Annotated in this window: 26 protein-coding genes; 12 read left to right on the top strand and 14 right to left on the bottom strand. The window is 70.7% G+C overall.

The features are described from left to right. The first annotated feature begins 69 nt into the window (after positions 1-69). The 5 genes from C463_RS00965 to C463_RS00945 all read left to right on the top strand — a co-directional run bounded on the left by C463_RS00965 (position 70) and on the right by C463_RS00945 (position 5,080). The gene (locus tag C463_RS00965; protein ID WP_008440255.1) at positions 70-873 is read left to right on the top strand and encodes a DUF2103 domain-containing protein; all 804 of its coding nucleotides are present in this window, start codon (positions 70-72) and stop codon (positions 871-873) included. Between the two features lie 160 nt (positions 874-1,033). Continuing rightward, a complete protein-coding gene (locus tag C463_RS00960) occupies positions 1,034-1,732 on the top strand; it encodes a LysE family translocator (RefSeq protein WP_008440254.1) in 699 nt (232 codons plus the stop codon). Between the two features lie 104 nt (positions 1,733-1,836). Next, on the top strand, positions 1,837-2,889 hold the full coding sequence (locus tag C463_RS00955) for an NAD(P)-dependent glycerol-1-phosphate dehydrogenase (RefSeq protein ID WP_008440253.1): 1,053 nt from the start codon (positions 1,837-1,839) through the stop codon (positions 2,887-2,889). Between the two features lie 81 nt (positions 2,890-2,970). Beyond that, positions 2,971-3,630, top strand: a complete 660-nt coding sequence (locus C463_RS00950; protein WP_008440252.1) for a DUF420 domain-containing protein — start codon at positions 2,971-2,973, stop codon at positions 3,628-3,630. 127 nt (positions 3,631-3,757) lie between these two features. After that, entirely contained in the window at positions 3,758-5,080 is a 1,323-nt protein-coding gene (locus C463_RS00945) for a M28 family peptidase (protein WP_008440251.1), read from the top strand. 41 nt (positions 5,081-5,121) lie between these two features. Here C463_RS00945 and C463_RS00940 read toward each other — a convergent pair whose 3' ends face one another. From C463_RS00940 to C463_RS00900, 9 genes are all read right to left on the bottom strand, one after another. Then, positions 5,122-5,565 (bottom strand): DUF7313 family protein, encoded by a 444-nt coding sequence (locus tag C463_RS00940; RefSeq protein WP_008440250.1) that lies wholly within the window; start codon positions 5,563-5,565, stop codon positions 5,122-5,124. A 92-nt stretch (positions 5,566-5,657) separates the two neighbouring features. Beyond that, entirely contained in the window at positions 5,658-6,401 is a 744-nt protein-coding gene (locus C463_RS00935; RefSeq protein ID WP_008440247.1) for an NAD(+)/NADH kinase, read from the bottom strand. Between the two features lie 111 nt (positions 6,402-6,512). Next, positions 6,513-6,794, bottom strand: coding sequence for a DUF7314 family protein (locus C463_RS00930; RefSeq protein ID WP_008440245.1), 282 nt, complete (start codon positions 6,792-6,794; stop codon positions 6,513-6,515). Between the two features lie 4 nt (positions 6,795-6,798). After that, a complete protein-coding gene (locus C463_RS00925; protein ID WP_008440244.1) occupies positions 6,799-7,230 on the bottom strand; it encodes a DUF7315 family membrane protein in 432 nt (143 codons plus the stop codon). A 74-nt stretch (positions 7,231-7,304) separates the two neighbouring features. Further along, on the bottom strand, positions 7,305-8,093 hold the full coding sequence (locus tag C463_RS00920) for a cytochrome b (protein WP_049905361.1): 789 nt from the start codon (positions 8,091-8,093) through the stop codon (positions 7,305-7,307). A 4-nt stretch (positions 8,094-8,097) separates the two neighbouring features. Beyond that, on the bottom strand, positions 8,098-8,907 hold the full coding sequence (locus C463_RS00915; protein ID WP_008440242.1) for a cytochrome b: 810 nt from the start codon (positions 8,905-8,907) through the stop codon (positions 8,098-8,100). 7 nt (positions 8,908-8,914) lie between these two features. After that, positions 8,915-9,304 (bottom strand): DUF7318 family protein, encoded by a 390-nt coding sequence (locus C463_RS00910; protein ID WP_008440240.1) that lies wholly within the window; start codon positions 9,302-9,304, stop codon positions 8,915-8,917. Then, complete coding sequence (locus C463_RS00905) at positions 9,301-9,948, bottom strand: halocyanin domain-containing protein (RefSeq protein WP_008440235.1); 648 nt, start codon at positions 9,946-9,948, stop codon at positions 9,301-9,303. Before C463_RS00905 ends, C463_RS00910 begins: the two co-directional genes overlap by 4 nt. 95 nt (positions 9,949-10,043) lie before the next feature. Continuing rightward, entirely contained in the window at positions 10,044-10,949 is a 906-nt protein-coding gene (locus C463_RS00900; protein WP_008440234.1) for a DUF7319 domain-containing protein, read from the bottom strand. Positions 10,950-11,087: 138 nt separating this feature from the next. On the opposite strand from C463_RS00900, the gene C463_RS00895 reads away from it, so the two are divergent. Both C463_RS00895 and C463_RS00890 read left to right on the top strand, forming a co-directional pair. After that, positions 11,088-11,570, top strand: a complete 483-nt coding sequence (locus C463_RS00895; RefSeq protein WP_008440233.1) for a DUF7321 family protein — start codon at positions 11,088-11,090, stop codon at positions 11,568-11,570. An 86-nt stretch (positions 11,571-11,656) separates the two neighbouring features. Next, positions 11,657-12,277 carry an HAD family hydrolase gene (locus tag C463_RS00890; protein WP_049905369.1) on the top strand — a complete coding sequence of 207 codons (621 nt, stop codon included), beginning with the start codon at positions 11,657-11,659 and terminating at the stop codon, positions 12,275-12,277. A gap of 57 nt (positions 12,278-12,334) precedes the next feature. On the opposite strand, the gene C463_RS00885 is transcribed toward C463_RS00890, so the two are convergent. Next, positions 12,335-13,213: an MBL fold metallo-hydrolase gene (locus tag C463_RS00885; protein WP_008440231.1), complete on the bottom strand. Its 879-nt coding sequence runs from the start codon at positions 13,211-13,213 to the stop codon at positions 12,335-12,337. Positions 13,214-13,216: 3 nt separating this feature from the next. After that, the gene (locus C463_RS00880) at positions 13,217-15,070 is read right to left on the bottom strand and encodes a radical SAM protein (protein WP_008440230.1); all 1,854 of its coding nucleotides are present in this window, start codon (positions 15,068-15,070) and stop codon (positions 13,217-13,219) included. A 100-nt stretch (positions 15,071-15,170) separates the two neighbouring features. Here C463_RS00880 and C463_RS00875 point away from each other — a divergent pair, with 100 nt between their 5' ends. The 3 genes from C463_RS00875 (at position 15,171) to C463_RS00870 (ending at position 16,213) form a co-directional block, all read left to right on the top strand. Next, positions 15,171-15,566: a hypothetical protein gene (locus C463_RS00875; RefSeq protein WP_008440224.1), complete on the top strand. Its 396-nt coding sequence runs from the start codon at positions 15,171-15,173 to the stop codon at positions 15,564-15,566. A 71-nt stretch (positions 15,567-15,637) separates the two neighbouring features. After that, positions 15,638-15,793: a DUF7559 family protein gene (locus C463_RS19105; protein WP_008440223.1), complete on the top strand. Its 156-nt coding sequence runs from the start codon at positions 15,638-15,640 to the stop codon at positions 15,791-15,793. Between the two features lie 3 nt (positions 15,794-15,796). Continuing rightward, positions 15,797-16,213 (top strand): Hsp20/alpha crystallin family protein, encoded by a 417-nt coding sequence (locus tag C463_RS00870; RefSeq protein WP_008440221.1) that lies wholly within the window; start codon positions 15,797-15,799, stop codon positions 16,211-16,213. Positions 16,214-16,240: 27 nt separating this feature from the next. On the opposite strand, the gene C463_RS00865 is transcribed toward C463_RS00870, so the two are convergent. Both C463_RS00865 and C463_RS00860 read right to left on the bottom strand, forming a co-directional pair. After that, positions 16,241-17,497, bottom strand: coding sequence for an NAD(P)/FAD-dependent oxidoreductase (locus tag C463_RS00865; protein ID WP_008440220.1), 1,257 nt, complete (start codon positions 17,495-17,497; stop codon positions 16,241-16,243). 103 nt (positions 17,498-17,600) lie between these two features. Then, a complete protein-coding gene (locus C463_RS00860; RefSeq protein WP_008440219.1) occupies positions 17,601-18,101 on the bottom strand; it encodes a metal-dependent hydrolase in 501 nt (166 codons plus the stop codon). A gap of 133 nt (positions 18,102-18,234) precedes the next feature. On the opposite strand from C463_RS00860, the gene C463_RS00855 reads away from it, so the two are divergent. Next, complete coding sequence (locus tag C463_RS00855; RefSeq protein WP_008440218.1) at positions 18,235-19,356, top strand: pyridoxal phosphate-dependent aminotransferase; 1,122 nt, start codon at positions 18,235-18,237, stop codon at positions 19,354-19,356. 63 nt (positions 19,357-19,419) lie between these two features. Here the strand turns inward: C463_RS00855 and C463_RS00850 are convergent, their stop codons facing one another. Further along, positions 19,420-19,695: a hypothetical protein gene (locus tag C463_RS00850; protein WP_008440217.1), complete on the bottom strand. Its 276-nt coding sequence runs from the start codon at positions 19,693-19,695 to the stop codon at positions 19,420-19,422. A gap of 108 nt (positions 19,696-19,803) precedes the next feature. Here C463_RS00850 and ileS point away from each other — a divergent pair, with 108 nt between their 5' ends. Next, positions 19,804-22,956, top strand: a complete 3,153-nt coding sequence (gene ileS / locus C463_RS00845; protein ID WP_008440216.1) for an isoleucine--tRNA ligase — start codon at positions 19,804-19,806, stop codon at positions 22,954-22,956. Positions 22,957-22,995: the final 39 nt, after the last annotated feature.

Genomic DNA, 22,995 nt, shown 5'->3' with positions numbered 1-22,995 from the left:
TCGCGCTTCGGCGGAGCCGATCGGACGCCGAACGGACGCCCTTTTACCCGACACGGCCCTCTGACCGGTATGAACTGCCGGCGGTGTGGCACCCCGATAGAGAAGCCGGGGGACTACTGTCTGACCTGCAACACCGCCAACGCCGACGCGGTCGTCGCCGAGTTCGAGACGGACCGCGCGCACCTGACATTGCTCCGCGAGGAAGACGTGGTCGGCGAGACGACGGTCACCACGCGCCCGGAGGAGGGCGAGCGGCTGAGCGAGGTTCAACTGCGGAACTTCGCGGGCCGCGTCGCCGACGAGATCCGGCGGAAGCGCCCCGAGACCGTCTACGCCGCCGGCGAGCGCGAGCCGCTCCGCGAGACGCGCGCGCAGCTCCACCACGAGTTCTACCGCGTCCCCGACGGCGGCGCGAGCGGGAGCGGTCGAGGTGGCGACGCGGCAGCGGACGACTCTCGGGACGACGACCGCGAGACGGACGTGAGCCCGGTCGTCGAATGGGTGCTCGACCGCCGGGGGGACCGGTCGCTGGCGGTGGTCGAGACCCCGCCGCGCGAGAAGATCGGCGGGTCGCACTCCACGCTCATCGGCGACCGCAAGGGACGGAAGGCCGTCCAGACGGTCGCGGAACATCCGCACGTCAAGAAGATCGTTCCCGGCCCCATCGACGCCGGCGGGACGGGGTCACGGACGGGTCTCCGCGCGAAGGCGACGCGCGCGGGGACGAACGGGAACGTCCGGCTCCTGCTGCGCGACGGCTCCAGCGTTCAGGAGAACCGGATCGTCACCACGGCGATGGACCGCGAGACGGGCGAGCGCGTCCGCGAGGACCTCAACGAGGCGCTCCGCGACGCGGAACTCCAAGACGCGTAGCCGGGGCGTCGACTGGATCGAAACACGCCGTCCCGCCGCGCTCGCCGGTGTCCGGATCTGTCCGTCGATGCGTCGATCTCGGGGACACGTCCCGGAACCGAGCGCTACTGACCGCCCCTCTGTCGCGAGGTTTTTCACGAAACACGGCGTTGGGGGCGGTGTGAGTACCCTCGCTACGCTCGGTGCGGGCGTCGTCTTCGGCCTGGCGCTCGCGGCGCCGCCCGGTCCGATGAACGCGGTGATCGCCGAGGAGGCCGTCCTCCGCGGCCGCTTCGCCGGCTTCCGGGCCGGGCTCGGCGCCGCGACCGCCGACGCGATCTTCTTCCTCCTCGCGTACGTCGGCGTCGTCGCGGTCGTGGAGTCGTTCCCGCTGTTACAGGGCGCGATGGTCGCGGTCGGCGGCGTCCTGATGCTGTACTTCGCCGTCGGCGCGGCGCGGGGCGCGCGGGCGTCGTTCCGCCCGACCTCGGGTGAGAAGCCGATCGCCGCGGAGGGGAAGGGGTTCCGCAAGGCGCTGGTGCTCGCCTTAACGAACCCGTACCAAGTGCTGTTCTGGCTGACGATCGGCGTCGGCCTGCTCCAGCCGGGCGAACTCGACGTGCTGGCCCGGCTCCCGGTCGTCGGCGCGGACCTCGCCGGGACGCTCGTGGTCGCCACCGGCTCCCCGGCGCTCATCGGCGGGTTCTTCCTCGGCGTGTTGACCTGGGTTACGGGGTTCCCGACCGGTCTCGTCGCCGCCGAGCGCCGGATCGAGACGTTCGCGCCGCTCGTCGCCGTCGCCTCCGCGGTCGTGCTCGCTGGCTCCGGCGTCTACTTCCTCTACGACGCCGCGACGACGCTGGCGGCGCTCGTCGCGTAGCTGGCGCGCCCGAATCGGTCGCCCGCGTCCGCTGGCGCACACTGCCCGGGCGGAGCGCGACCCGCATGGACAACGGCTTTGACCCGTCGGCGCGACCGACCCGTATGTTCGAGAAGACGACGTGGATCAAGCTCCCGCGGAACGTCCTCGTGGGACACGACGTCATCGACGACCTCGGGGAGGCGGTCGGCGAACTCTACCTGACTGGGCGGCCGCTGATCGTGACGAGCCCGACGCCGAACGAGATCGCCGGCGACCGCGTCCGGGCGCAGTTCGACGACCCCGCGACCGCCGTGGTCGAGGACGCCTCCTTCGCCGCGGTCGAGGACTTGAAGGAGACCGCGGAGGCGGTCGACCCGGGCTACCTGATCGCCTTGGGCGGCGGGAAACCGATCGACATCGCGAAGATGGCCGCCGACCACCTCGACGTCGGCTTCGTCTCCGTCCCGACCGTCGCCTCCCACGACGGCATCGTCTCCGGGCGCTCGTCGATCCCCGAGGGCGACACGCGCCACTCGGTCGCCGCCGACCCGCCGCTCGCCGTCGTCGCGGACACGACGCTGCTCGCGGAGGCGCCGTGGCGGCTCACCACCGCGGGCTGTGCCGACATCATCTCCAACTACACCGCGGTGAAGGACTGGCGGCTCGCCCGCCGCCTGCGCAACGTCGAGTACAGCGAGTACGCGGGCGCGCTCTCGGAGATGACCGCGGAGCTGCTCGTCGAGAACGCCGACATGATCCGCCCGGGGCTCGAAGAGTCGGCGTGGGTCGTCGTGAAGGCGCTCGTCTCCTCCGGCGTGGCGATGTCCATCGCGGGCTCCTCGCGGCCCGCCTCCGGCGCCGAACACCTCATCTCCCACCAGCTCGACCGCATCGCCCCCGGAAAGGCGCTCCACGGCCATCAGGTCGGCGTCGCCTCGATCATGACTGAGTACCTCCACAGCGGCGAGAACGGGCGCTGGGGCGCGATCCGCGACGCGCTCGCCGAGCTCGACGCCCCGACGACGGCGGGCGAGCTGGGAATCGACGACGCGGAGCTGCTCGCCGCCCTGACGAGCGCCCACGAGATCCGCGACCGCTACACCATCCTCCAGGGCGGGATCAACGAGGAGGCCGCGATAGAGGTCGCGACCGCGACGGGCGTCATCGACGAGTGAGCGGCCGCGGAGTCGACGCCCGCTTCCGGCGACGGCGTCCGCCCTCGAAAGGCCAATAACGCTCCCGAGGCTACACCCGATATGTCCACCGCCAGCGTTCGCGAGCGGGCCAAAGAGCGGGCCACCGCGATAACCGTCCTCCTCACCCTCGTCGGCTACGGCGCCGTCGGCGGCGTGTTCCTCGTCCCCGAGTTTCAGGCGCTGTTCCCGACGCTCACGCAGGGGACGGTGAACCTGCTCGCGCACGCCATCGCCGCCGTCAACACGGTCACCGTGATCACCCTCTCGCTCGGCTGGTACTGGATCCGCAACGACGAGGTGCGGAAACACGCCGTCGCGATGACGACCTCGTTCGGCCTCATTCTCCTGTTCCTCGGGATGTACCTCCCGAAGGTCGCGGGCGGCGGCACCAAGGAGTTCGTGCTGGACTCGGCGTACGCGTGGGTCCCGCTGTGGGACTGGGTGTACCCCGCGTACCTGCTCATGCTCGCGATCCACATCGTCCTCTCCGTCGTCTCCGTGCCCGTCGTCCTCTACGCCATCGTCCTCGGGCTCACGCACACCACGCAGGAGCTCCGGACCCAGACGCCCCACCGGCGCGTCGGGCGGATCGCGGCGAGCGCGTGGATCCTCTCGCTCGTCCTCGGGGTCGTCACCTACCTTCTCCTCAACCATCTGTACGACTCGACGTTCGCGGCCGCCGAGGCCGCGACGGCCCTCCTGCCGCTCGTCCCGGTCTGATCGGCTTCTCCGCGTCACCAGGTTCTGTCCTCCCCCGCCGCCCGGTTCCGTTTTCTCCCGCCGCTCGCTTTCCGGCCGCCCCCGCCGCCACCGAAACGCTTGACCGGCGGCCGCGACACCCGTACCCATGACCGACTGGATCGGCGAGACGTTCACGAGCGACGCGGGCTGGAACCACCTCCTCGACTTGGTCGACGTCGGCGACCGGATGGCCGGCTCACCGGGCGAGCACGAGGCGCTGGAGCTGACGCGCGACGCGTTCGCCGACGCCGGCGCGCGCAACGCGGCGATCGAGGAGTTCGAGATTCAGGGCTGGGAGCGCGGCGACAGCGCGGTCCGCGAGGCCGCGACGGACGAGCCGCTCGCGGTCGGGCCGAACGAGTGTATCGCGCTGCCGCGGAGCCCGAGCGGCGAGGCGACCGGCGAGTTCGTCGACCTCTCGTACGGCGTTCCCGAGGACTTCGAGGCCGACGTGGCGGGGAAGGTCGTGATGGTCTCGTCGGACACGCCCGACTCTGTCGACCGCTTCATCCACCGCCGGGAGAAGTACTACCGCGCGGTTGACGCCGGCGCCGCCGCCTTCGTCTTCGCGAACCACGTCGAGGGGACGCTCCCGCCGACCGGGAGCGTCGGGACCGCGGACGCGCCGATCGGTGCGATCCCGGCGGTCGGCGTCTCGAAGGAGACCGGCGCCCGGCTCGCGCGGCGCAACGAGGGCGACGAGGTGACCGTCGCGGTCGACTGCGAGACGCCGACGACGACGAGCGGGAACGCGGTCGCCGAGCTGGGGCCCGACACCGATGAACACCTGATCGTCTCCTCGCACGTCGACGCGCACGACCTCGCGGAGGGCGCGATGGACAACGGCGCGGGAACGGCGACCATCGTCGAGGTCGCGCGGGCGCTCGCGGCGCGCGAAGACGAACTCGACGTGCGGGTGCGGTTCGCCGCCTTCGGCGCCGAGGAGGTCGGGCTCGTCGGCTCGTCGGTGGCGGCCGAAGCGGCCGACCCCGAAGCCGTCCGCGCCGTCGTCAACGTCGACAGCAACGTGTTCGGCCGGACGCTCCGGCTCGACCACCACGACTTCGACGCGCTGGCGACGGCCGCCGAGCGCGTGAGCGACCGCTTCGACCACCCGATTTCGACCGGTGCGGAGTTGGTCCCTCACAGCGACCACTGGCCGTTTGTGAAGCGGGGGATCCCCGGATACATGATCTCCGGCGAGACCGAGGGGCGCGGCCGCGGCTGGGGCCACACCCACGCCGACACGCTCGACAAGTTGGAGTCGCGGAACCTCCGGGAGCAGGCGATCCTCCTCACGGAACTGGTCGTCGACCTCGCCGAGGCGGACGCGTCGATCCCGCGCCGGAACACCGACGAGATCGCGGCGGCGCTCGAAGCCGAGGGGAAGGCGACGGGGATGAAGCTCACCGGCGACTGGACGTTCTGAGCGGCGAGCGGAGAGAGAAACCGCGGTCGGGATCTGGGCCGTCAGGCGACGACGAACTGGTTCCAGATCCCTTCGATGACGAAGAACAGCGCGAAGTACGACGTCCACACAAGCACGACGAGCGAGGCGGCGATCGAGCTCTTCGGCGCCTCGATCTCCATGTCGTTGCGGGCCTCGACGTTGCGCGCCTCCAGCTCGAAGAAGTCGGCGATGAACATCGCCAGCACGAGTATCGACAGGATCGTCCCTCTCACGGGCGAGCCGAGGATGAACACGAACGACAGGAGGACGAGCCCGACGTTGGTGAACACGTGGGGCGTGTACGCATCCACGCTGTCGGCGTCCTGTCCCTGTTCGACGTGCCGTCTGTGCGCGAGGTGCCGCGTCGCGAGGTTCCCGACGGTCATCACGAATATCGCGTACGGCAGCGCCGGCCCGACGGCCGACAGCCAGCCGAGGGGAACGAGGAACTGCAGTGGGTCCATATCCACCACTTCCGTTCACGACGTATTAGAGTGTTTCCGATCGGCGCGCTCGCGACGGGGTCGCGGCCGCCGAGGTGCGTGGGGGTGTGGCCTCACTCCGCCGTCGCCGAGAGGAGGTCGACCGTCGTCGCGACCTCGACGCCGACCGTGCGGTGCGGCTCGACGGTCCCGCGGCGATCGCCGTCGACGACCAACGCGACCGGCTCCTCCTCGCGCTCGACCGTGACCCGGACGCCCCCGCTCGCCACCCACGTGTCGGGGCGAGTCGTGAACGGCGAGACGGGAACGACGGAGAGGCCGCCGCCGGGCGACACGACCGGCCCGCCGGCCGCCGCCGCGTAGCCGTCGCTGCCGAGCGGCGTCGCGATCACGGCGCCGTCAGCGCGCACCGAGACCGACTCCCCGTCGGTGAACGCGATCCCGTACTCGGAGATGCGGGCCGCTTCCGCCGTCACGAAGGCGACGTCCGCGGCCGCGAACCGCCTCCGACCGTCGCCGGCGCCGTCGACCGCCAACACCGGGTGTGCGACGCGAGAGAACCCGTCGACCGCGCTCGCCGATCCGCCCGCCCCGTCGGCGGCAGCGATGCGGTCGGCCGCGAGGTCCGGGGCGACCGCGTGACGGCCGTCTCCGACCGGGAGGATCGGAACCGAACGGCCGTCCTCGCCCGCGGCCGCGAGCATCGCCTCCCGGAGTGCGGCGTCCCCGACGGCGACGACCGCGTCCGCCTCGGCGCGGTCGACGAGACTGGCGGCCGCGCTGTCGACCGCCGACCGGATCGCCGCCGCCGGGTCGCCGCCGCCCAGAACCGCGAGGCGGCGCGTCGGCTCACTCATGCGCGAGGCTGGGGCGAGCGGCGGTGAAAAGCTCTCGGTTCGTCGGCGGGACCGCCGGCGTCGCTCTCGGCGGACGGAACGAACGGAAAAAGCGAGACGAGAGGGGTGCGTTCAGTTCGCGGCCGCGTCCTCGTCTCCGTTGAGGGCGTCGCGGAGCTGCCGGCTGCCGGGGATGAGCACCCAGAACGTCAGCGCGCCGAGGATCATCAGCCAGAAGAACATGTCGCCCGCGAACAGGCCGACCTCGCCGTACGCGGTGTTCACGCCTTCCGCCGGGTTCACGAGCTGTGACACCTGGTAGTACGACGGCGTCCGGTACCAGCCGCCGAAGGTGATCCACCCGAGACCGCCGATCGTGAACAGGGCGAAGCCCTTCATGAACTCGTCTGCCATTATCTCACGTTTCGCTGGAGTCGTCTTGAGACTTTCCCATCCCTTGTCCGCGGAACCGGGTCCCGAGGACGTACACGGCGGTCCCGAGGACGATGAAGCCGACGCCGGTGATCGCCAGCACCGCCACGAGCACGTCCTCCGGCGGCAAGATTCCGGCGCTGTCGAGCAGGTAGACGATCGTCGTCCGGACGAAGCTTATCTGAAGCGTCGCGGCGTCGATGAGCGTGAACCCGACGAAGTAGGTGACGACCGCGGCGAGCGTCGAGAAGACGGTGACCGCCTTGTACAGCCGGAAGGGGACGACGACCTCCCGGCCGCTCGGCCCGTCTCGCGGGCCCGTCGGCTCGTTTCGCGGGTCAGCGTCGTCGTCGGCCGCGATCGGATCGCCGGTCTCGTCGAACGCCTGCGAGGCGTCGCCGTCTGTTGAGGATGACATGGGTGATACGGGGCGTCGGAACGGTGGGCGGGGAATACGACCGCGCTCCGGTCGGGGGTGCGAGGGTCAGCCGCTTACTTCGGCGGCCGCAGCATGTAGTACCGGCGGTTGAGGTCGTACATGTACCCCTCGCGCATCGTCTTCAGCACCGCGTAGGTGATCACACCGCCCGCGACCGGGAGCATGAACACGAGCGAGAACAGCAGCTCGAGCGGGACCGGGAAGAAGTTCTGGATGGCGAGTACCGCCAGCGTGATCGCCAGGATGACGCCGGTCACGCCGAGCGCGGCCCACCCGGGCTCCTCGACGGGGCGCCGGGCGTTACCCTTGTTGAGGAAGGGGACGAGCGTGATGACGCCGAAGATGGCGCCGTGAGCGATGAGCCCGTACAGCTCGTTGGACACGATGATGTTACCGCCCAACACCGCGAGTTCGGGGTTGATCGGGCTGAGCTTCAGCAGGCCGAACGACCAGTAGAGGTACCAGTCGGGCAGGATGATCGCCGGCGTGGAACCGGGGTTCGCCGGGTCGCCGAAGTGCGACGGAAGGATCGAAGCCACGAGGAGGATCATCCCGAGGAAGAACGAGGTGATCGCGAGGTTGCGGATCGTCTCGTGGGGCCACGTCGGGAAGCCCAGCACGTCGCGCTCGACGTACGTCGACTCCGTGCGGAGGTCCTCGTCCTCGCGCCGGGAGCGCTCGAAGTACTGGTAGGTGAGCTGTGCGAGCCCCTGGCTGTGCTCCTTCCGCTCGGACCAGGTCGGCGTCTCGTCGTCCGGCGGGACCGTCGCCGGCGGACCGCCGTCGGTCCGCGCCTCGTCGTCGGTGCCTCCGTCGGTCATGGGTGTGGTGTCGTCGGTCATTGGATTAGTGCGGCTCCGCGATGCCCTGCACCCAGACGATGCCGACGTGGATCGCGATGAGCGCGGTGACCACGAACGGCAGCACGAACACGTGCAGGATGTACATTCTCACGAGCGTCGCCTGTCCGAGGGTGAAGCCGCCGAACAGCAGCTGTGCCGCCCACTCGCCGATGATCGGCGTCGCGAGCGCCAGTTCGACGCCGATCTGCGCCGCCCAGAAGGACAGCTGCTTCCACGGGAGGACGTACCCGGAGAAGCCGAACAGCAGCGTCAGGGCGATGAGTACGACGCCGAGGATCCAGTTGACCTCCCGCGGCTCCTTGTACGCGCCGGTGAAGTAGACGCGCAGCATGTGGAGGAACACCGCGGCCACCATGAACTGCGCCGCCCAGCGGTGGATCGACCGGAGCATGAAGCCGAACTGGACGTCTTTCATGATCATCACCATCGAGTCGTACGCGGCGGTCGGGTCGCCCTGCGCCGCCGCGCCCGCGGTCGACGGCGCGTAGTAGAACCCGAGCAGCGCGCCGGACACCGCCGCGAGCAGGTACGCGATGATGGAGAGGGACCCGAGCGAGTACAGCGGGTACCAGTACCAGAACTTGTTGTCGAGGTCGTACTGCTCGGTGTGGCTCTTCGGCATCTGGAGGTTCGCGCGGTAGTACATCGTCTCCAGCAGCTCGAGGTAGTCGACGATGCGGAGCCGCTTGTCCAGCCAGATGAGCGTGGTCAGGAACGCCGTCTCGATGGCCGTGAGGTCCTGACTCTTGAGCCACGCGTTGTGGTCCATGTCGTCTTGTTTTTTCAGACTCATTGTCGAATCACTTCTTGTAGTACGGGTACACCGCACGCTTCAGGGTGTCTGCGAGGCCGCCGGTGTCGATGCCCTTCCCCTCCTTGTCCTCTTCGCGGACATACAGGTCCTCCCACTTGCGGCGACGCTTTTTCACGATCATCACGTCTGGAAGGAACTCCTTCCGGTACAGGAGTAGGATGAACGCGAGATCAATAAAGATGAAGGCCAGCAGCGCGCCGACGTACATGTTCCCCGCCTCCGTCGACGCCCACGCGGACATCAGTCCGTAGGTGAACAGCGCGACGAACACGACTTCGATGACGGTGAGCAGGACGATCGCGATCGCGGCGGCGGTGCTCTCGCGGGCCGGCTCGTACCGGTGGATGTCGCCGTACGAGGAGTTTCCGGAGCTCATCTTGCACCATGCCCGGTGTGGGCGGATTCGCCGTACTTGAGCATGTAGAACGTGAAGACGAACGTCATCCCGATACCGAGCATCGCGGAGATACCGACCCAGTGGGCGTGGAGCGGGACGCCTACCTTGGCGATGTCTTCGGGCCACCCGGTGTTGGCACCGCCGCCGACCTCAACGGTGGCGACGTCCTCGCCGACGGCGATGCCGCCGTGCATGCCGACCGCGGTGTGGGGGACGCAGTGGTAGTGGGTGATGCCGGCGTCCTCGCTCGACGTCTCGTACTCGTAGGTGGCTCCCTCCTCGCCGACGGGGTTGCCGCTGTCGAGGGCGGCCGGACCGCCGTCCTCGACCGTCTGGACGTTGTGGTCGCCGCCGTTACCGGTCCACTCCCAGACGATGGTCGTCCCCTCGTCGACCCAGACGAGCGTCGGGTCGAACGCGAGCCCGTTGCTGCCGGCGCCGACCGAGATGGTCACCGAGTCTTGGCCGCGGGCGTCGGTGTACGACCCGACGTTTCCGTCGGCTGCCCCGCTCGGCCAGTCGGGCTGTACCTCCTGTGCGGCCACCGTTCCGGTCGCCCCGGCGGAGGCCGCGACGGCGGCGGTCGCGCCGCCGGCCGTCCGCACGAAGTCCCGCCTTTTCATACAGTCTCACTCGGGACGGGGTTCGCTTAAACCCACCGACTGAAACCGCCGACGTGGAGGAGGCTTCGGGGTCTGAAACCGTCGAAATCGTCGGATTACTCCTTTCGGTCACGCTCGGTTGCGTCGGCGTCCTCGTCGGCCGCGACGCCGTCCTCGACGGGGACGAACTCGGGGCGCTGTTTCGCCTCCCGGAGCGCGCGCAGCCGGTCCCGGTACTCCTCCGAGCGGAACCGGTCGGAGAGCCGCGCGTTCGCCACCATCGCGAAGAGGAAGACGCCGACCAAGAGGAAGACGATCCCCATCGTCGGCGCGACGATGGTCCCGAGGTCGGCCACGGCGCTCGCGACGAGGAGCGCCGCGCCGGCGAGCACCTGAATAGCGGCGACGGCCTGTATCACGAGGTTCCCGAACTCACCGGAGCCCTCCGGGACGCTGTCCGGGTGCGGGAGCGACCAGTCCTCCGGCGGCTCGGGTACCTCGTACGACTCCATCGCCGCGAGCGCGACGACTGGCTCGATGTCCCGCAGCACCGTCCCCTCACCGCGCACCTCGCCGGTCGGGCGGATGATCGCGTACCCCTCGTCGGAGTAGACGAGGATGCGCTCCTCGCCGTCCTCGCGGACGCGCTCCAACACGCCGAACACGTCGCGGGTCGCGATCCGCGACTTCAGTTCGGCGTCGACCCGGTCGAGGAGCCGGTCGCCGGTGATCCACGTGTCGGGGTCGAACGCGGCGTCCCACTCCTCGGCGCTCATCTGCGCCATGTCCGACGGGCCGAAGTCGTCGAAGTCGTACTCCGACTCGACGCGCTCGCGGAGGGCCTCGATGTCGGTCTCGTCCTCCCGGGTCCCGTCCGTGTCGACCGCTCCGGACTCGTCGTCCTCGCCCGCCGCGGACTCGCCGTCGTCGACTGACGTGGGGTCGTCCGGACCGTCGGACGCCGGATCGGCCGACTCCTCCGGCGGCGACTCCGACTCCGACCGCGTCGAGGTGTCCTCCATCACCCCGGCGCTACGTGCTCCTGACGCTAACTGTTTTCGTCCGCGCCGGACGACCGGCTCGGGAGATCCGACGCCCGGCGACCGCACCGCCGGACGCGGATCGCGGGGCTTTACGCGGCGGAGCACGTAGCCGCTCGCATGGTCGACGAGTCGGTCATCGCGGCGCTCGCCGGGCTGTCCGTGACGGCGAGTTTCCCGTTCTTGCTGTACGGGGCTTGGATCATGATCGACGCGGAGACGGTGTCGTGGAACGTGTTGATGCGACACCTGCGGTACATCGTCGTCGGGCTGGTCCTCACGACGACACCGATCGTCACGTGGATGATCCCGCGCGTCCTCGAACAGGTGAGCGGGATGGCGATCCTCCACGCGTTCTTCGGCGTCCAGGCGTACGCCCTCCTGGCGTTCGCGCTCACCGGAATCGTGCGTATCTTCCAAGCGAAGCGGAACGCGGACGCCTACGAGGACCTCGACGTCGACATCGACGAGATCCACGAGGACATGGGCCACTGGCGGAAGCGGCTCCGCGCCGGCGTCGCCGGCTTCATGATCCTGTGGCTGTGCGCGTGGGTGACCGGGCTGTATCGGCTGTTCACGCTCCACTTCGGCTCGCTGTTCTGACCGCGGCGCCGTCGCGAACTGTCCGCGTTTCGCGGCGTCTCCCCGACCGACAGCTTCAATCCGGGTTTGCCCCTATGAAGGGTATCGTGGCAGTCACCTTCGACCTCTTCGGGACCCTCGTCGACGTCGAGTACCCGTCCGACCCGGCGGAAGCGGTCGCGCGCGAACTGGAGTCCCGCGACGTGCCGGTCCCCGACGACTGGCACGTCGCGTACGGCGAGAAACACGTCGAGGCGCCGGCCGGCGCCGAGGTTCCCCTCCCCGCCCACGTCGCCCGCGCGCTCGACTCCCGCGGCGTCGACGCGCCCCAGAACGTCGCCAGACACGCCGTGATCGCGGCGTTCGACCCCGACGTCACCCGACGCGACGGCGCGCTCGACGCGGTCCGCGGTGCCGGCGAACGCGGGCCGGTGGGGCTGCTCTCGAACTGCGCCGTGCCCGAACTCGTCCCGCGGACGCTGATCCGCGCGGGCCTCCGCGGCGAGTTCGACGCGGTCACGACGAGCGTCGGCTGCGGCTGGCGCAAGCCCCACCCTTCGGCGTTCGAGGCCGCGGCCGAGGCGCTCGACACGTCCACGCCCGCGCTCGTCCACGTCGGCGACGACCCCGAGACCGACGGCGGGATCGTCGCCGCCGGCGGCCGCTTCGTCGACGCGACGGAGACGCCGCTGTCCGAGGTCGTCGCGGAGCTGGAAGCGGAGCCGTAGGGGCGTTCGACGGGCGAGAGCGCCACGGAGGCGGCCGGGGCGGCGAGCGCGACGCGGTCAGTCGAGCCCGCGTTCCGCCAACCGCGCGCGCCACGCCTCGTCGATCCGGCCCTCCGCGACCAACTTCTCGACGTGCGCGGCGACCGTCGCCCGCGCGAGGTCCCGAACCTCAGAAACGTCCTTCTCGTAGGCCGCGTCGACGACCGCGTCGAGGTCGGCCGGGCCGCCGTCGATCGCGGCGATCACGTCGCGCTCGCGGTCCAGTCGGTGATCGATCAGCCGGTCGCACGTCGCCGTCGGGTCGTCGATCGCGGGCCCGTGCCCGGGGAGCAGTCGGTCGTAGCCGGCGTCGCGCACGCGTTCGAGGCTCGCTACGTACGCGGAGAGGTCCGCCTCCGGCGCGGCGACCGCGACGCTCCCCTCGGCGACGGCGAGGTCGCCGCAGCACAGCACCGACCGCTCGGGTCCGGTCTCCGGATCACCGGCCGCGAACCCGACGTGATCCGGCGCGTGTCCCGGCGTGTCGACGACGCGGACCGCAGTGTCGCCGACCGTCTCGCCGGGCGCCGCCGTCTCGTCGGGGTCGACTCCGGCGGCCGCGGCGAACCGGTCCGCGTGGCCCTCGCGCGCGACGACGGTCGCGTCCGTCAGCGCGGCGTAGTCCGCGACCGCACCGACGTGGTCCGGGTGGGCGTGGGTGACAGCGACGGCCTCGACCGCGGGGGCGGCCGCGTCGGCCGACCCGCGCTCCGCGAGCGCCGCGTCGAGCGCGTCGGTCCGCGCCGCCGGGTCGACGAGGAGCCCGTCGAGCAGGTAGGCGTTCGTGGTCCCGCCCGGCGCGCGCGTGTCGACGGGGACCTCGACGCGGGTGACCGCGGGGGCCACGGGTCGGTCGGCGTCGCCGCGGTCGTCCGATGCCGCGTCGTCGGCTCCCATCGATCAGTCCCCGCGCCCGAGCGGTGAGCGGGCGGCCGGACCGGGCCCCGAACCGGCTCGGTCGCGGCCGGGGATCGGCACGTCGGTGTCGCCGGCGACCGCGTACGCTGCCAGGTCGGCGACCCCCGCGTCGACGGCGTCGACCGAGTTGTAGGGGCGGCCGACGACGATATCTCCGGCCCGGCTCCGATTGATCCCGGGGATCGCAGTCAGCTCGTCCATCGAGGCCGCGTTGACGTCGAGCGGGTACGGGACGCCCGTGACGGAGCGGTAGCCGTGGTCCGTGATCGCCACGTCGATGGTCGTGCCGAGCTCGCGCTCGCCGGGCACCGCGACGAGGAGCGCGTAGGTGCCGAGTTGGCGCCCGAATGTCTTGCCGTCCTGGTGGTATTCGAGGTGGAGGTCGGGCAGGACCGTCCCCGGCGGCACGACGCGGTCGAGCATCGGGTTATCGATGGTCTCGCGCACCTCCCGCTTGTACGCCTGAAACTGGTCTTTGTGTTCCTGTGCGACCTCGGCGCCCGTCTCGGCCATCTCGGTGCCGGCGAACGCCATCACCTGCCGGATGTTGATCCGGCGGAGCATCAGTCCCTCGTCGTACACCGTCTGGAGGAACGCCTTGTTGTGTTCGTAGGTCTCCGGGCGCTCGCCGGTCAGCCCGTGGACGAGGTTGATCCCGGGGAGCAACTTCGGCAGCCGCGGCGAGGCGTCCGGCCCGGTGGAGGGGCCGATGACGCGACTCGTGTCGCCGGGCGTCGTCTCCGGCGCGTCGCCCGGCCGCCAGCCGCCCTCCTCGTTGACGACGCGGACGGCCTCCAGGCACTCCTCGGCGGTGACGAGGAGGTTGTTCTCCTCCTGGACGACCGGGTCGGCCGACTCGAGCCCGAACGCGGCCGTGTCGCCCGGCGTGTTGTGCTCGGCGATGACGCGGATCGCCTCCCGGGACGCCTCCGGGTAGTCCGTGATCGTCACCGGGTTCATGTTGTCGAGGTGGAGCGTCCGGAGGTCGGGCGCGACCTCGCGGATCCCGCCGTACAGCTCCCGGAGGGCGTCGGGGTTCGGTGCCTCGCCGTCGCCGCCGAACGCGAGGATGTCGGCCTGGCGCCCGAGCCGGAAGTGTCTGACACCGCGATTCGAGAGCGCGTCGACCTCGTCGACGACCGACCGCGCCGCGCGGAACGCCGGGTCGCCGTACAGCGGCTCCGTACAGAACGAGCAGCGATACGCGCACCCGCGGGAAGTCTCCATCTCGCAGATGAGATAGTCGGGGTGGTTCGGGTGCTGCTCGACGACGAACGCCCCCTGCCGGGCCCATCGGTCGACCTCCTCGTTCGTCCGCATTCGGTTGCCGTACCCTTCGAGCCCCTCGCGGACGAGGTCGTGGGCCGCGGCCTCCACGTCGCCCATCGCGACGAAGTCGTAGTCGAGGTCGTCTCGCTGCGTCTCCTGTGCGCCCGCGTTCTCCTCGCCGACGCCGAAGCGCACGGGGCCGCCGAGCAGCGTCACGCCGTCCGCGGTCCAGCCGAGTTCGCGAACCTCGTCCGGCTCGGCGGGGGTGCCGCCGACGTACTTCCCGGGCACCGTCATCCCGCCGACGTACACCATGAGATCGGCGTCCGCGACGTCGGCGTGCTTGCTCCGGTCGTCGCGGAGTTCGTCGATGGTGTGGTAGGTGATCTGCGACTCGGGGACGCCCGCGTCGACGAGCGCGCCCGCCGTGTACCGGGGGTACGTCGAGAGGTACGGCGGGACGCCGAAGTGGGCCGGCTCGTCGACGTACCCGTCGACGACGGTGACGGAGAGGTCGTTCGGGTCGGCCGGGAGCGACCCCCGGGCCGACGCGGGCGAATCGGTCATGTTACCCTCCGTAGTCGGCCGAGAGGGGAAAAGCGTGCGGAACGGCCGGGTCCGCCCGCGGCCCGGATCGGTTATGCCGCCGCGCTCGCGATCCGGGCCTATGCCCTCCGAGAAGCCGACTCGCAACCAACGGATCGTCCAGTACGTCGCGGTCGGCCTCGTCTGCGCGTTCGCCGCGGCGGGGTTCTACGACGCCGACCCGCGGCCGTGGGGGGTCGCGGTCGCGTGGACGACCTGTACCGCCCTCCTCGTCGGCCCGGCCGCGTGGCTCGCCCGAGACTGGCTGCCGGCGGACCGGTACGAGACGGTCGCGTACGTCGCCGCGGGCGCTGCGATCCTCCTCGCGATCGGCTGGCTCGGCGTCGCGCTCGCGTTCGCGCCGCACCTGTTCCCGTTCGGCCCGGGCTTCGTCGTCGGGGTCGGGTTCGGGACTCTCGTCGTCTTGCTCGCGGAGCGAACGGTCGTCCCCGAGCGGATGCGCAGCGTCGGCGGCTGACCGCCGGTGGTCGGCGCGTCTCGACCGCCGCCGCCACGCCGTTTAAGCCCTCGCCGGCACTACGACCGGACATGCCATCGACGATGGAGGTCAAGTGCGTCAGCGACGACTGCGAACTCGACATGTTCGAGAACCACTACACGTACGACGTGCCCGACGACCACGCGGTCGAGGACCTCTCCTGTCCGTACTGCGGGGAGAGCGACCTCGTCGAAATCGAGGTGTAAGCGGTGAGCCGACTCGTCGAGACCGGTCGGTCCGCGCTCCGGAACGTCCTCGAACGCGTCGGCCGCGGCTGGGGCCGCGTCCAGGAGCGCCGCCCGCTCTCCACCGACCTCCTCGAGAGCGACGACGCCTACCTCGTCGTCTTCGACGCCCCCGGCGTCCGCGGCGAGGACGTCGACGTCACCTTCCTCGACCGCACCGTCGAGGTGAACCTCGAACGCTTCCGCGACTTCTACGACGGCTACGACCTCGTGTTTCCGGGCCGCGGCGTCTCGCTCTCCGGGAGCGTCGACCTGCCGCAGGACGCCGACGTGACGCCCGAGGGCGCGAACGCGACGCTCACGCGCAACGGAACGCTTCACGTCGAGATCCCCAAGCGCGGCGGCTCCGCCGACGTCGACGTCGTCGAAGAGGACGACTGACTGCCGGTCAGCCGGCTCCGCTTCTTCTCACCTCTCTTCCGTCCGGTTCGACAGCGACATCCCCTCGACGATCTCGAACGCCTCGTCGCCGTCGAACCGCGTCGGGTCGAACGCGCCGATCCACGGTGAGTCCGGGCTGTCGAAGTCGACGCCGGCGAGCGACGCGAGCACCCCCTCGGCGACCGCCTCGCCGACAGCGGGGGCGCGCATGAACCCGTGCCCCTGCCAGCCGGCCGCGACGAAGAGCGTCGGGTCGCCCTCCGCCGGATCGACGGGCCCGACGAGCGGGTCGCCGTCGGGCGTCGCGGTACAGAGTCCGGCCCACGCCCGGGCGTCGTCAAGGTCGCGGTCGGCGCGGTCGGCGGACCCGCGACGGGCGAGTCGCTCGTCGAGGACGGCGGCGACGTCCTCGCGGAACCAGTCGTCCGCCTCCCGTCGGTAGCCGTCGGGGTCGGCCGGGACCGGTTCCGTGCCGTCGCCGGCGAGCAGTCCGTCCGGGTGCGGGCGGACGTACGCGTCCGCGGTCGCGTCGTAGGCCATCGGGCCGTCGTAGGTACCTCGGGCGACGAGCGCCTGAACGCGGTAGGGGACGACCGGGACCGAGACGCCGGCGTCCGCGAGTAGCGATCGGGTGCGCGCCCCGGCGGCGACGACGACGGCGTCGACGGCGCGCGTCTCGGCCGCCGAGTCGCCGTCGGCTCCGGGGTCGCGGAGCCGGACCTCCCGACCCCCGTCGGTCCGCGGACCGAGCGCGACCGCGGTCTCCGTCTCGACCGCGACGCCCTCGCTCACGGCCCGCTCGCCGAGCGCGCGGACGTAGCTCGGCGGGTCGGTCCACCCCGCGCCCTCGGCGACCGCGGCCACGGCGAGGTCGTCGGTGCGGAGGGCGGGGAAACGCTCACCGAGCGCGTCGGGGTCGACGACGGACACCTCGCGGTCGTGGTCGCGCATGCGTTCCACCATCGCCGGGACGGCGTCGGCGTCGGGGTCGCCCTCGCGCACCGCGATCACGTACGGGCACGGCGTAAACGAGAAGCCGGGGAGAGACCGGTCGAACGCGCGGAACCGCTCCAGCGCACGGGCGCCGACCGCGGCGTCGACGTCCTCGGCGTAGGCGTCGTAGAGGAGCCCCGCCGCGCGGCCCGAACTCTCGGCCGCCAGCGCCCCGCGCTCGAACAGCGACACGTCTGCGCCCCGGGCTGCGAGGTCGTGGGCAGCCGTGACGCCGACCGCGCCGCCGCCGACCACCGCGACCGTCGGCGCGGACTCGTCTCTCTCGGTCATGCCTCGGGACACGCGAGCGACGACGAAAAGCCACCGGGACGGCGACGGGGGAGGGGCGAGCGAGGCCGCCGATCACCGGACGACCGCCTCGCTCGCGATTTATTTATAAGCCGAATCCGGCCGCGGCCTCAGAGGCAGCCGAGAGGTCGAGATCGAGGGTGACGACGTAGGTGTGGATCGCCCAGAAGCCCGTCAGCTCGATCGCGGTGATGATCACGGTGACGAGGTCGGCGTACTTGCTGCTCGTCGTCACGCCGCTCGGAAGCCCGAACTCCTTGTCCGAGAGCGGGTGGAACAGCGCGATGCCGCGCCGGCTCCCGACCACGTCGAGGAGGTAGTGCGTCAACACGCCGATCCACACGTACTGGAGGTTCCCGAAGAGGATCGGGTACGCGAGGAATATCGCCAGCACCGGGAGGCTGTGGAGCGTCTTCCGGTGGCGCCCGAAGGCGGTGTCGACGTCTGGGAACAGCGCCCCCAACACGACCGGGACGGTGATCTCGGCGACGGTTCTCGCGGTCGCCGCGTCGAGCCCCGGCTCGACGATGAAGCCCAGCCCGAGGGCGAGCAGCAGGCCGTTGAGGACGTGGCCGCGTTTGTTCATACCGCTCGCTGTGCGTGTCGGTAGGTCAAACCACCGGATTGCGGCGACGCTCGTGAGACGGCCCCACTTCCGCCATTCCGAGGCATCGCTCCCGGGTCGAAAGAGCCACGGCGGGCGCGCCCGACCCGACCGTATGGAGTACGAGGAGCCGAAGTTCTTCCACGTGATGCAGTACGCCGCGGCCGCCGACGGCGACGTCATCGACATGGTGAGCGGCAACCCCGACTGGGAGCCGCCCGCCGCGCTCCGGGAGGCGCTCCGCGAGTACGCCGACCTGCCGCCCGCAGACTTCCAGTACCCGCCGAGCGACGGGCTCCGCGGACTCCGGGAAGAAATCGCCGAGCGCCGCGGCGTCGACCCCGACCGCGTGGTCGTCACCAACGGCACCGGCGAGGCGAACTACCTCGCGATGGCCCGCGCGCTCGACCGCGGCGCCGGCGACGAGGCGCTGCTCATGGACCCGGTGTACCCGTACTACCCCGGGAAGACGCACCTGCTCGGCGGGGAGCCGACGCTCGTGCCGACCGCCCGCGATGGCGGCCTCGACGTCGGCGCGGTCCGCGAGGCCGCGAGCGAGGACACCGCGCTGATCGTCTTGAACACGCCGAACAACCCGACCGGCGCGGTGTACGACCTCGACGCGGTCCGCGAGGTCGTCGCCGTGGCGGAGGCCGTCGACGCGCTCGTCGTCGTCGACGAGGTGTACGACCGGTTCGACCTCGCGGGCTCGTTCGAGTCAGCGCTCACGCTCGACTCGGACCGCGTCATCGTCACCAGCGGCTTCTCGAAGTCGATGGCGATCACGGGGCTCCGCGTCGGCTACGGCGTCTTCCCCGAGGCGCACGTCGGCGATGCGAAGACCCGACACATGCTCGTGAACGTCACCGGGGCGCGCCCCTCCCAGTACGCGGTCCACCACGCGCTCGCCGAGACGCCGCCGGAGTACTACGCCGAGTCGCGCGACCTGCTCGCGGACCGCGTGGACGCGTTCACCGACGCGCTCGACGCGGCCGGCGCGGAGTACAGCCGCCCTGAGGGCGCCTTCTACGTCCTCGCGCGCTTCGAGGGGTTCCCCGGAACCATGGCGAACGTCAAGCGACTGATCGACGAGGCGGGCGTCGCCGGGATGCCGGGCGAGGCGTTCGGCACCGCCCGCGACGAGTGGATCCGGTTCGCCCTGGTGACGCCGCGCGCGACCGAGGCCGCCGAGCGGCTCGCGGACTACTTCGGTGACGGCCATCCAGACTCCCGGTGACCCCGGCTTAGCCCCTCACCGACCGCGGCTGCTCCCTCGGGAACGTCGAGGAGCGGCCGCCCGTTACCCGCCGCCCCCGCCGTAGCCACCCTTCCCCGCCTCGGCCTCCCGCTCGCGGCGCTCGCGCCCGTCGTCCGCGTCCGACGGCGACCGCTCCGGCTCCGACGCGGACCGCCGGGCCGAGAGCGCCCACCCGAGCGCGTACGTCGCGACCGCGACGGCGACGCCCGCGGCGGTGCCGAAGAGTCGCGCGCCGACGGCGAACGAGACGGCGGCCAGCGCCGGCCCGCCGAGGAGCGCGTACCCGAGGTTCTCGCGCACCACTCGCGGCGTCTCCATGCCCGGAGCGTTCGGCTCCCGGTGGAAGTGTCTTGTCCCGTTCCGTCCCGTTCGAACCGTTCCCACGACTCCGCCGTATTCAAATACGCGCGCGCAGACCAACTGCGTATGGAGCAGATCGACGACCAGTACGCGCCCGCGGACGTCGAGACCGCGGTCGACGAGTACTGGGACGAGCACGACGCCTACGAGGCGGCGAAGGAGGCGCACGCCGACGACCCGCCGTTCTTCTTCGTGGACGGCCCGCCGTACACCTCCGGGCAGATGCACCTCGGGACGGCTTGGAACAAGACCCTGAAAGACGCGGTCATCCGGTACAAGCGGATGACCGGCCACCGCGTCACCGACCGTCCCGGCTACGACATGCACGGGCTCCCGATCGAGGTGAAAGTCGAGGAGGAGCTCGGCTTCGAGAACAAACGGGACATCGAGGCGTACGGGATGGAGTCGTTCATCGAGAAGTGCAAGGAGTTCGCCCTCGACAACCGGGCGGCGATGGACGAGGACTTCAAATCCATCGGCGTCTGGATGGAATGGGACGATCCCTACGAGACCATCTCGCCGGAGTACATGGAGGCCGCCTGGTGGGCGTTCTCCGAGGTCGCCGACAACGGACTCGTCGAGCAGGGGAAGCGGTCCATCTCGCAGTGCCCGCGCTGCGAGACCGGGCTCGCCAACAACGAGGTCGAGTACGAGGACGTCGAGGACCCCTCCGTCTACGTGAAGTTCCCGCTCGCCGACCGCGAGGGGAGCCTCGTCATCTGGACGACGACGCCGTGGACCATCCCCGCGAACACCTTCGTCGCCGTCGACGAAGAGCTCACCTACAACGTCGTCCGCGCGGAGAAGGACGGCGAGGAGGAGGTCCTCTACGTCGCCGCGGAGTGCGTCGAGGACGTGTTGGGGGAAGGCCGCTACGAGGAGTACGAGGTCGAGGCCGAGCTTTCGGGCGACGACCTCGTCGGCTGGGCGTACGACCATCCCCTCGCCGACCGCGTCGCCGAGTACCCCGACTTCGAGGGCGCCGGGCAGGTGTACGCCGCCGACTACGTCGAGGCCGACCGCACCGGGCTGGTCCACTCAGCGCCGGGCCACGGTGAGGAGGACTTCCACCGCGGCACCGAACTCGGGCTCGACATCTACTGCCCGGTCGGTCCGAACGGCGAGTTCGAGGCGTCGGCCGGCGAGTACGCCGGCCAGTTCGTCCGCAACGCCAACGACGACATCGTCGACGACCTCGTCGCCGACGGCCACATGCTCGCGCACGGCACCGTCGACCACAGCTACGGCCACTGCTGGCGCTGTGACACCGGAATCATCCAGCTGGTCACCGACCAGTGGTTCATTTCGATCGCGGACGTGAAGGAGGACCTCCTCGACAACATGGAGGAGTCGGAGTGGCACCCCCAGTGGGCCCGCGACAACCGCTTCCGCGACTTCATCGAGGACGCGCCCGACTGGAACGTCTCCCGCCAGCGCTACTGGGGCGTCCCGATCCCGATCTGGGTACCGGAGGACGCGGAGGCCGGCAACCTCGACGAGGACATGATCGTGATCGGCACCCGCGAGGAACTCGCTGAACGCGTCGAGGAGGACATCGACCCCAAGTCGATCGACCTCCACCGCCCCGCGGTCGACGACCTCACCATCGTCGAGGACGGGACGACCTACCGCCGCGTCGAGGACGTGTTCGACGTGTGGCTCGACTCCTCGGTCGCCTCGTGGGGCACGCTCGGCTACCCGAGCGACGAGACCGCCCACGACGAGCTGTGGCCCGCTGACCTGATCATCGAGGCCCACGACCAGACCCGCGGCTGGTTCTGGTCGCAGCTCGGGATGGGGACCGCCGCGGTCGATCAGATCCCCTACGAGGAGGTGCTGATGCACGGCTTCGCCAACGACGAGGACGGGCGGAAGATGTCGAAGTCGGTCGGCAACATCGTCACGCCGGAGGAGGCCATCGAGCGCGCCGGCCGCGACCCGCTCCGGACCTACCTCCTCAGCCACGACCAACAGGGCGTCGACCTCGCGTTCGAGTGGGACGGGCTCGGCGAGATTCAGGGCAAGCTCAACATCCTCTGGAACGTGTTCCGGTTCCCCTTGGAGTACATGGAACTCGACGGCTACGACCCGGCCGACGCCGACCTCGCGGACGGCGAGCTCGAACTCGTCGACGAGTGGGTACTCTCCCGGCTCCAGTCCGTCGAGGCCGAGGTCGCCGACGCCTGGGAGGACTACCGCGTCAGCGACGCCGTCAACGCCGTCATCGAGTTCGTCACGCAGGACGTCTCGCGGTTCTACGTGAAGGCCGTCCGCGACCGGATGTGGGAGGAGGCCGACTCCGCCTCGAAGCGCGGCGCGTACGCCACGCTCGCGACCGTCCTCGACGAGGTGATCCGGCTGCTCGCGCCGATCGCGCCGTACCTGACCGAGCGGATGTACCAGCGGCTCGACGGCGGGGCGACGACGGTCCACGCGCTGTCGTACCCCGATCCGGACGCCGACCTGCGCGACCCGGACCTCGAACGCGACGTGGCGGTGTTCCGCGACGTCGAGGAGGCGGCCGCGAACGCGCGCCAGCAGGCCGGTCGCAAGCTCCGCTGGCCCGTGCCGCGCGTCGTCGTCGAGTCGGACGACGAGACGGTCGCGGCCGCGGTCGACCGGCTCGAAGCGCTGATCGCCGACCGCGTCAACGCCCGCGAGGTGGTCGTCACCGACTCGTTCGAGGAGCTGGTCGAGACCGCGGAGCCGCAGATGGCCGCCATCGGGCCGGCGTTCGGCGGCGACGCCCAGAAGGTGATGGAGGCGGTTCAGGGCGCGACCCGCGCCGAGGTCGAGGGCGGCGAGGTGACCGTCGACGGTGAGCCCGTCGACCTCGACGACGAGATGGTCGAGTACGTCGCGGAGCCCCCCGAGCACGTCTCCGGGGCCGACTTCGAGGGCGGGACCGTATACGTCGACACCTCGTTGACGCCCGACATCGAGTCCGAGGGGTACGCCCGCGACGTGATCCGCCGGGTCCAGGAGATGCGCAAGGAACTCGACCTGGACGTGGAGGCGCGGATCCGCGTCGGCGTCGCGGTCGACGACGAGCGCGTGGCTGGCTTCGTCGACGACCACGCCGACCTGATCGCCGGCGAGGTGCGCGCCGACGCGTGGCTCGACGACCCGAGTGACGCCGCGGACGCCGACGGCGGCCTCGTCGAGGAGTGGTCGGTCGAGGAGACGACCGTCACGATCGGCGTCGAACCCGTCGCGTAGGGACGCCGACGGATCGCCGGCTCTCCTCCCGGCTACTGT

This window comes from Halorubrum californiense DSM 19288, assembly GCF_000336875.1.
In the GTDB taxonomy this organism is placed as follows: Archaea; Halobacteriota; Halobacteria; order Halobacteriales; family Haloferacaceae; genus Halorubrum; species Halorubrum californiense.
Note: the sequence above shows the minus strand (reverse complement) of the source record. Positions and strands in the feature narration are given on the sequence as shown.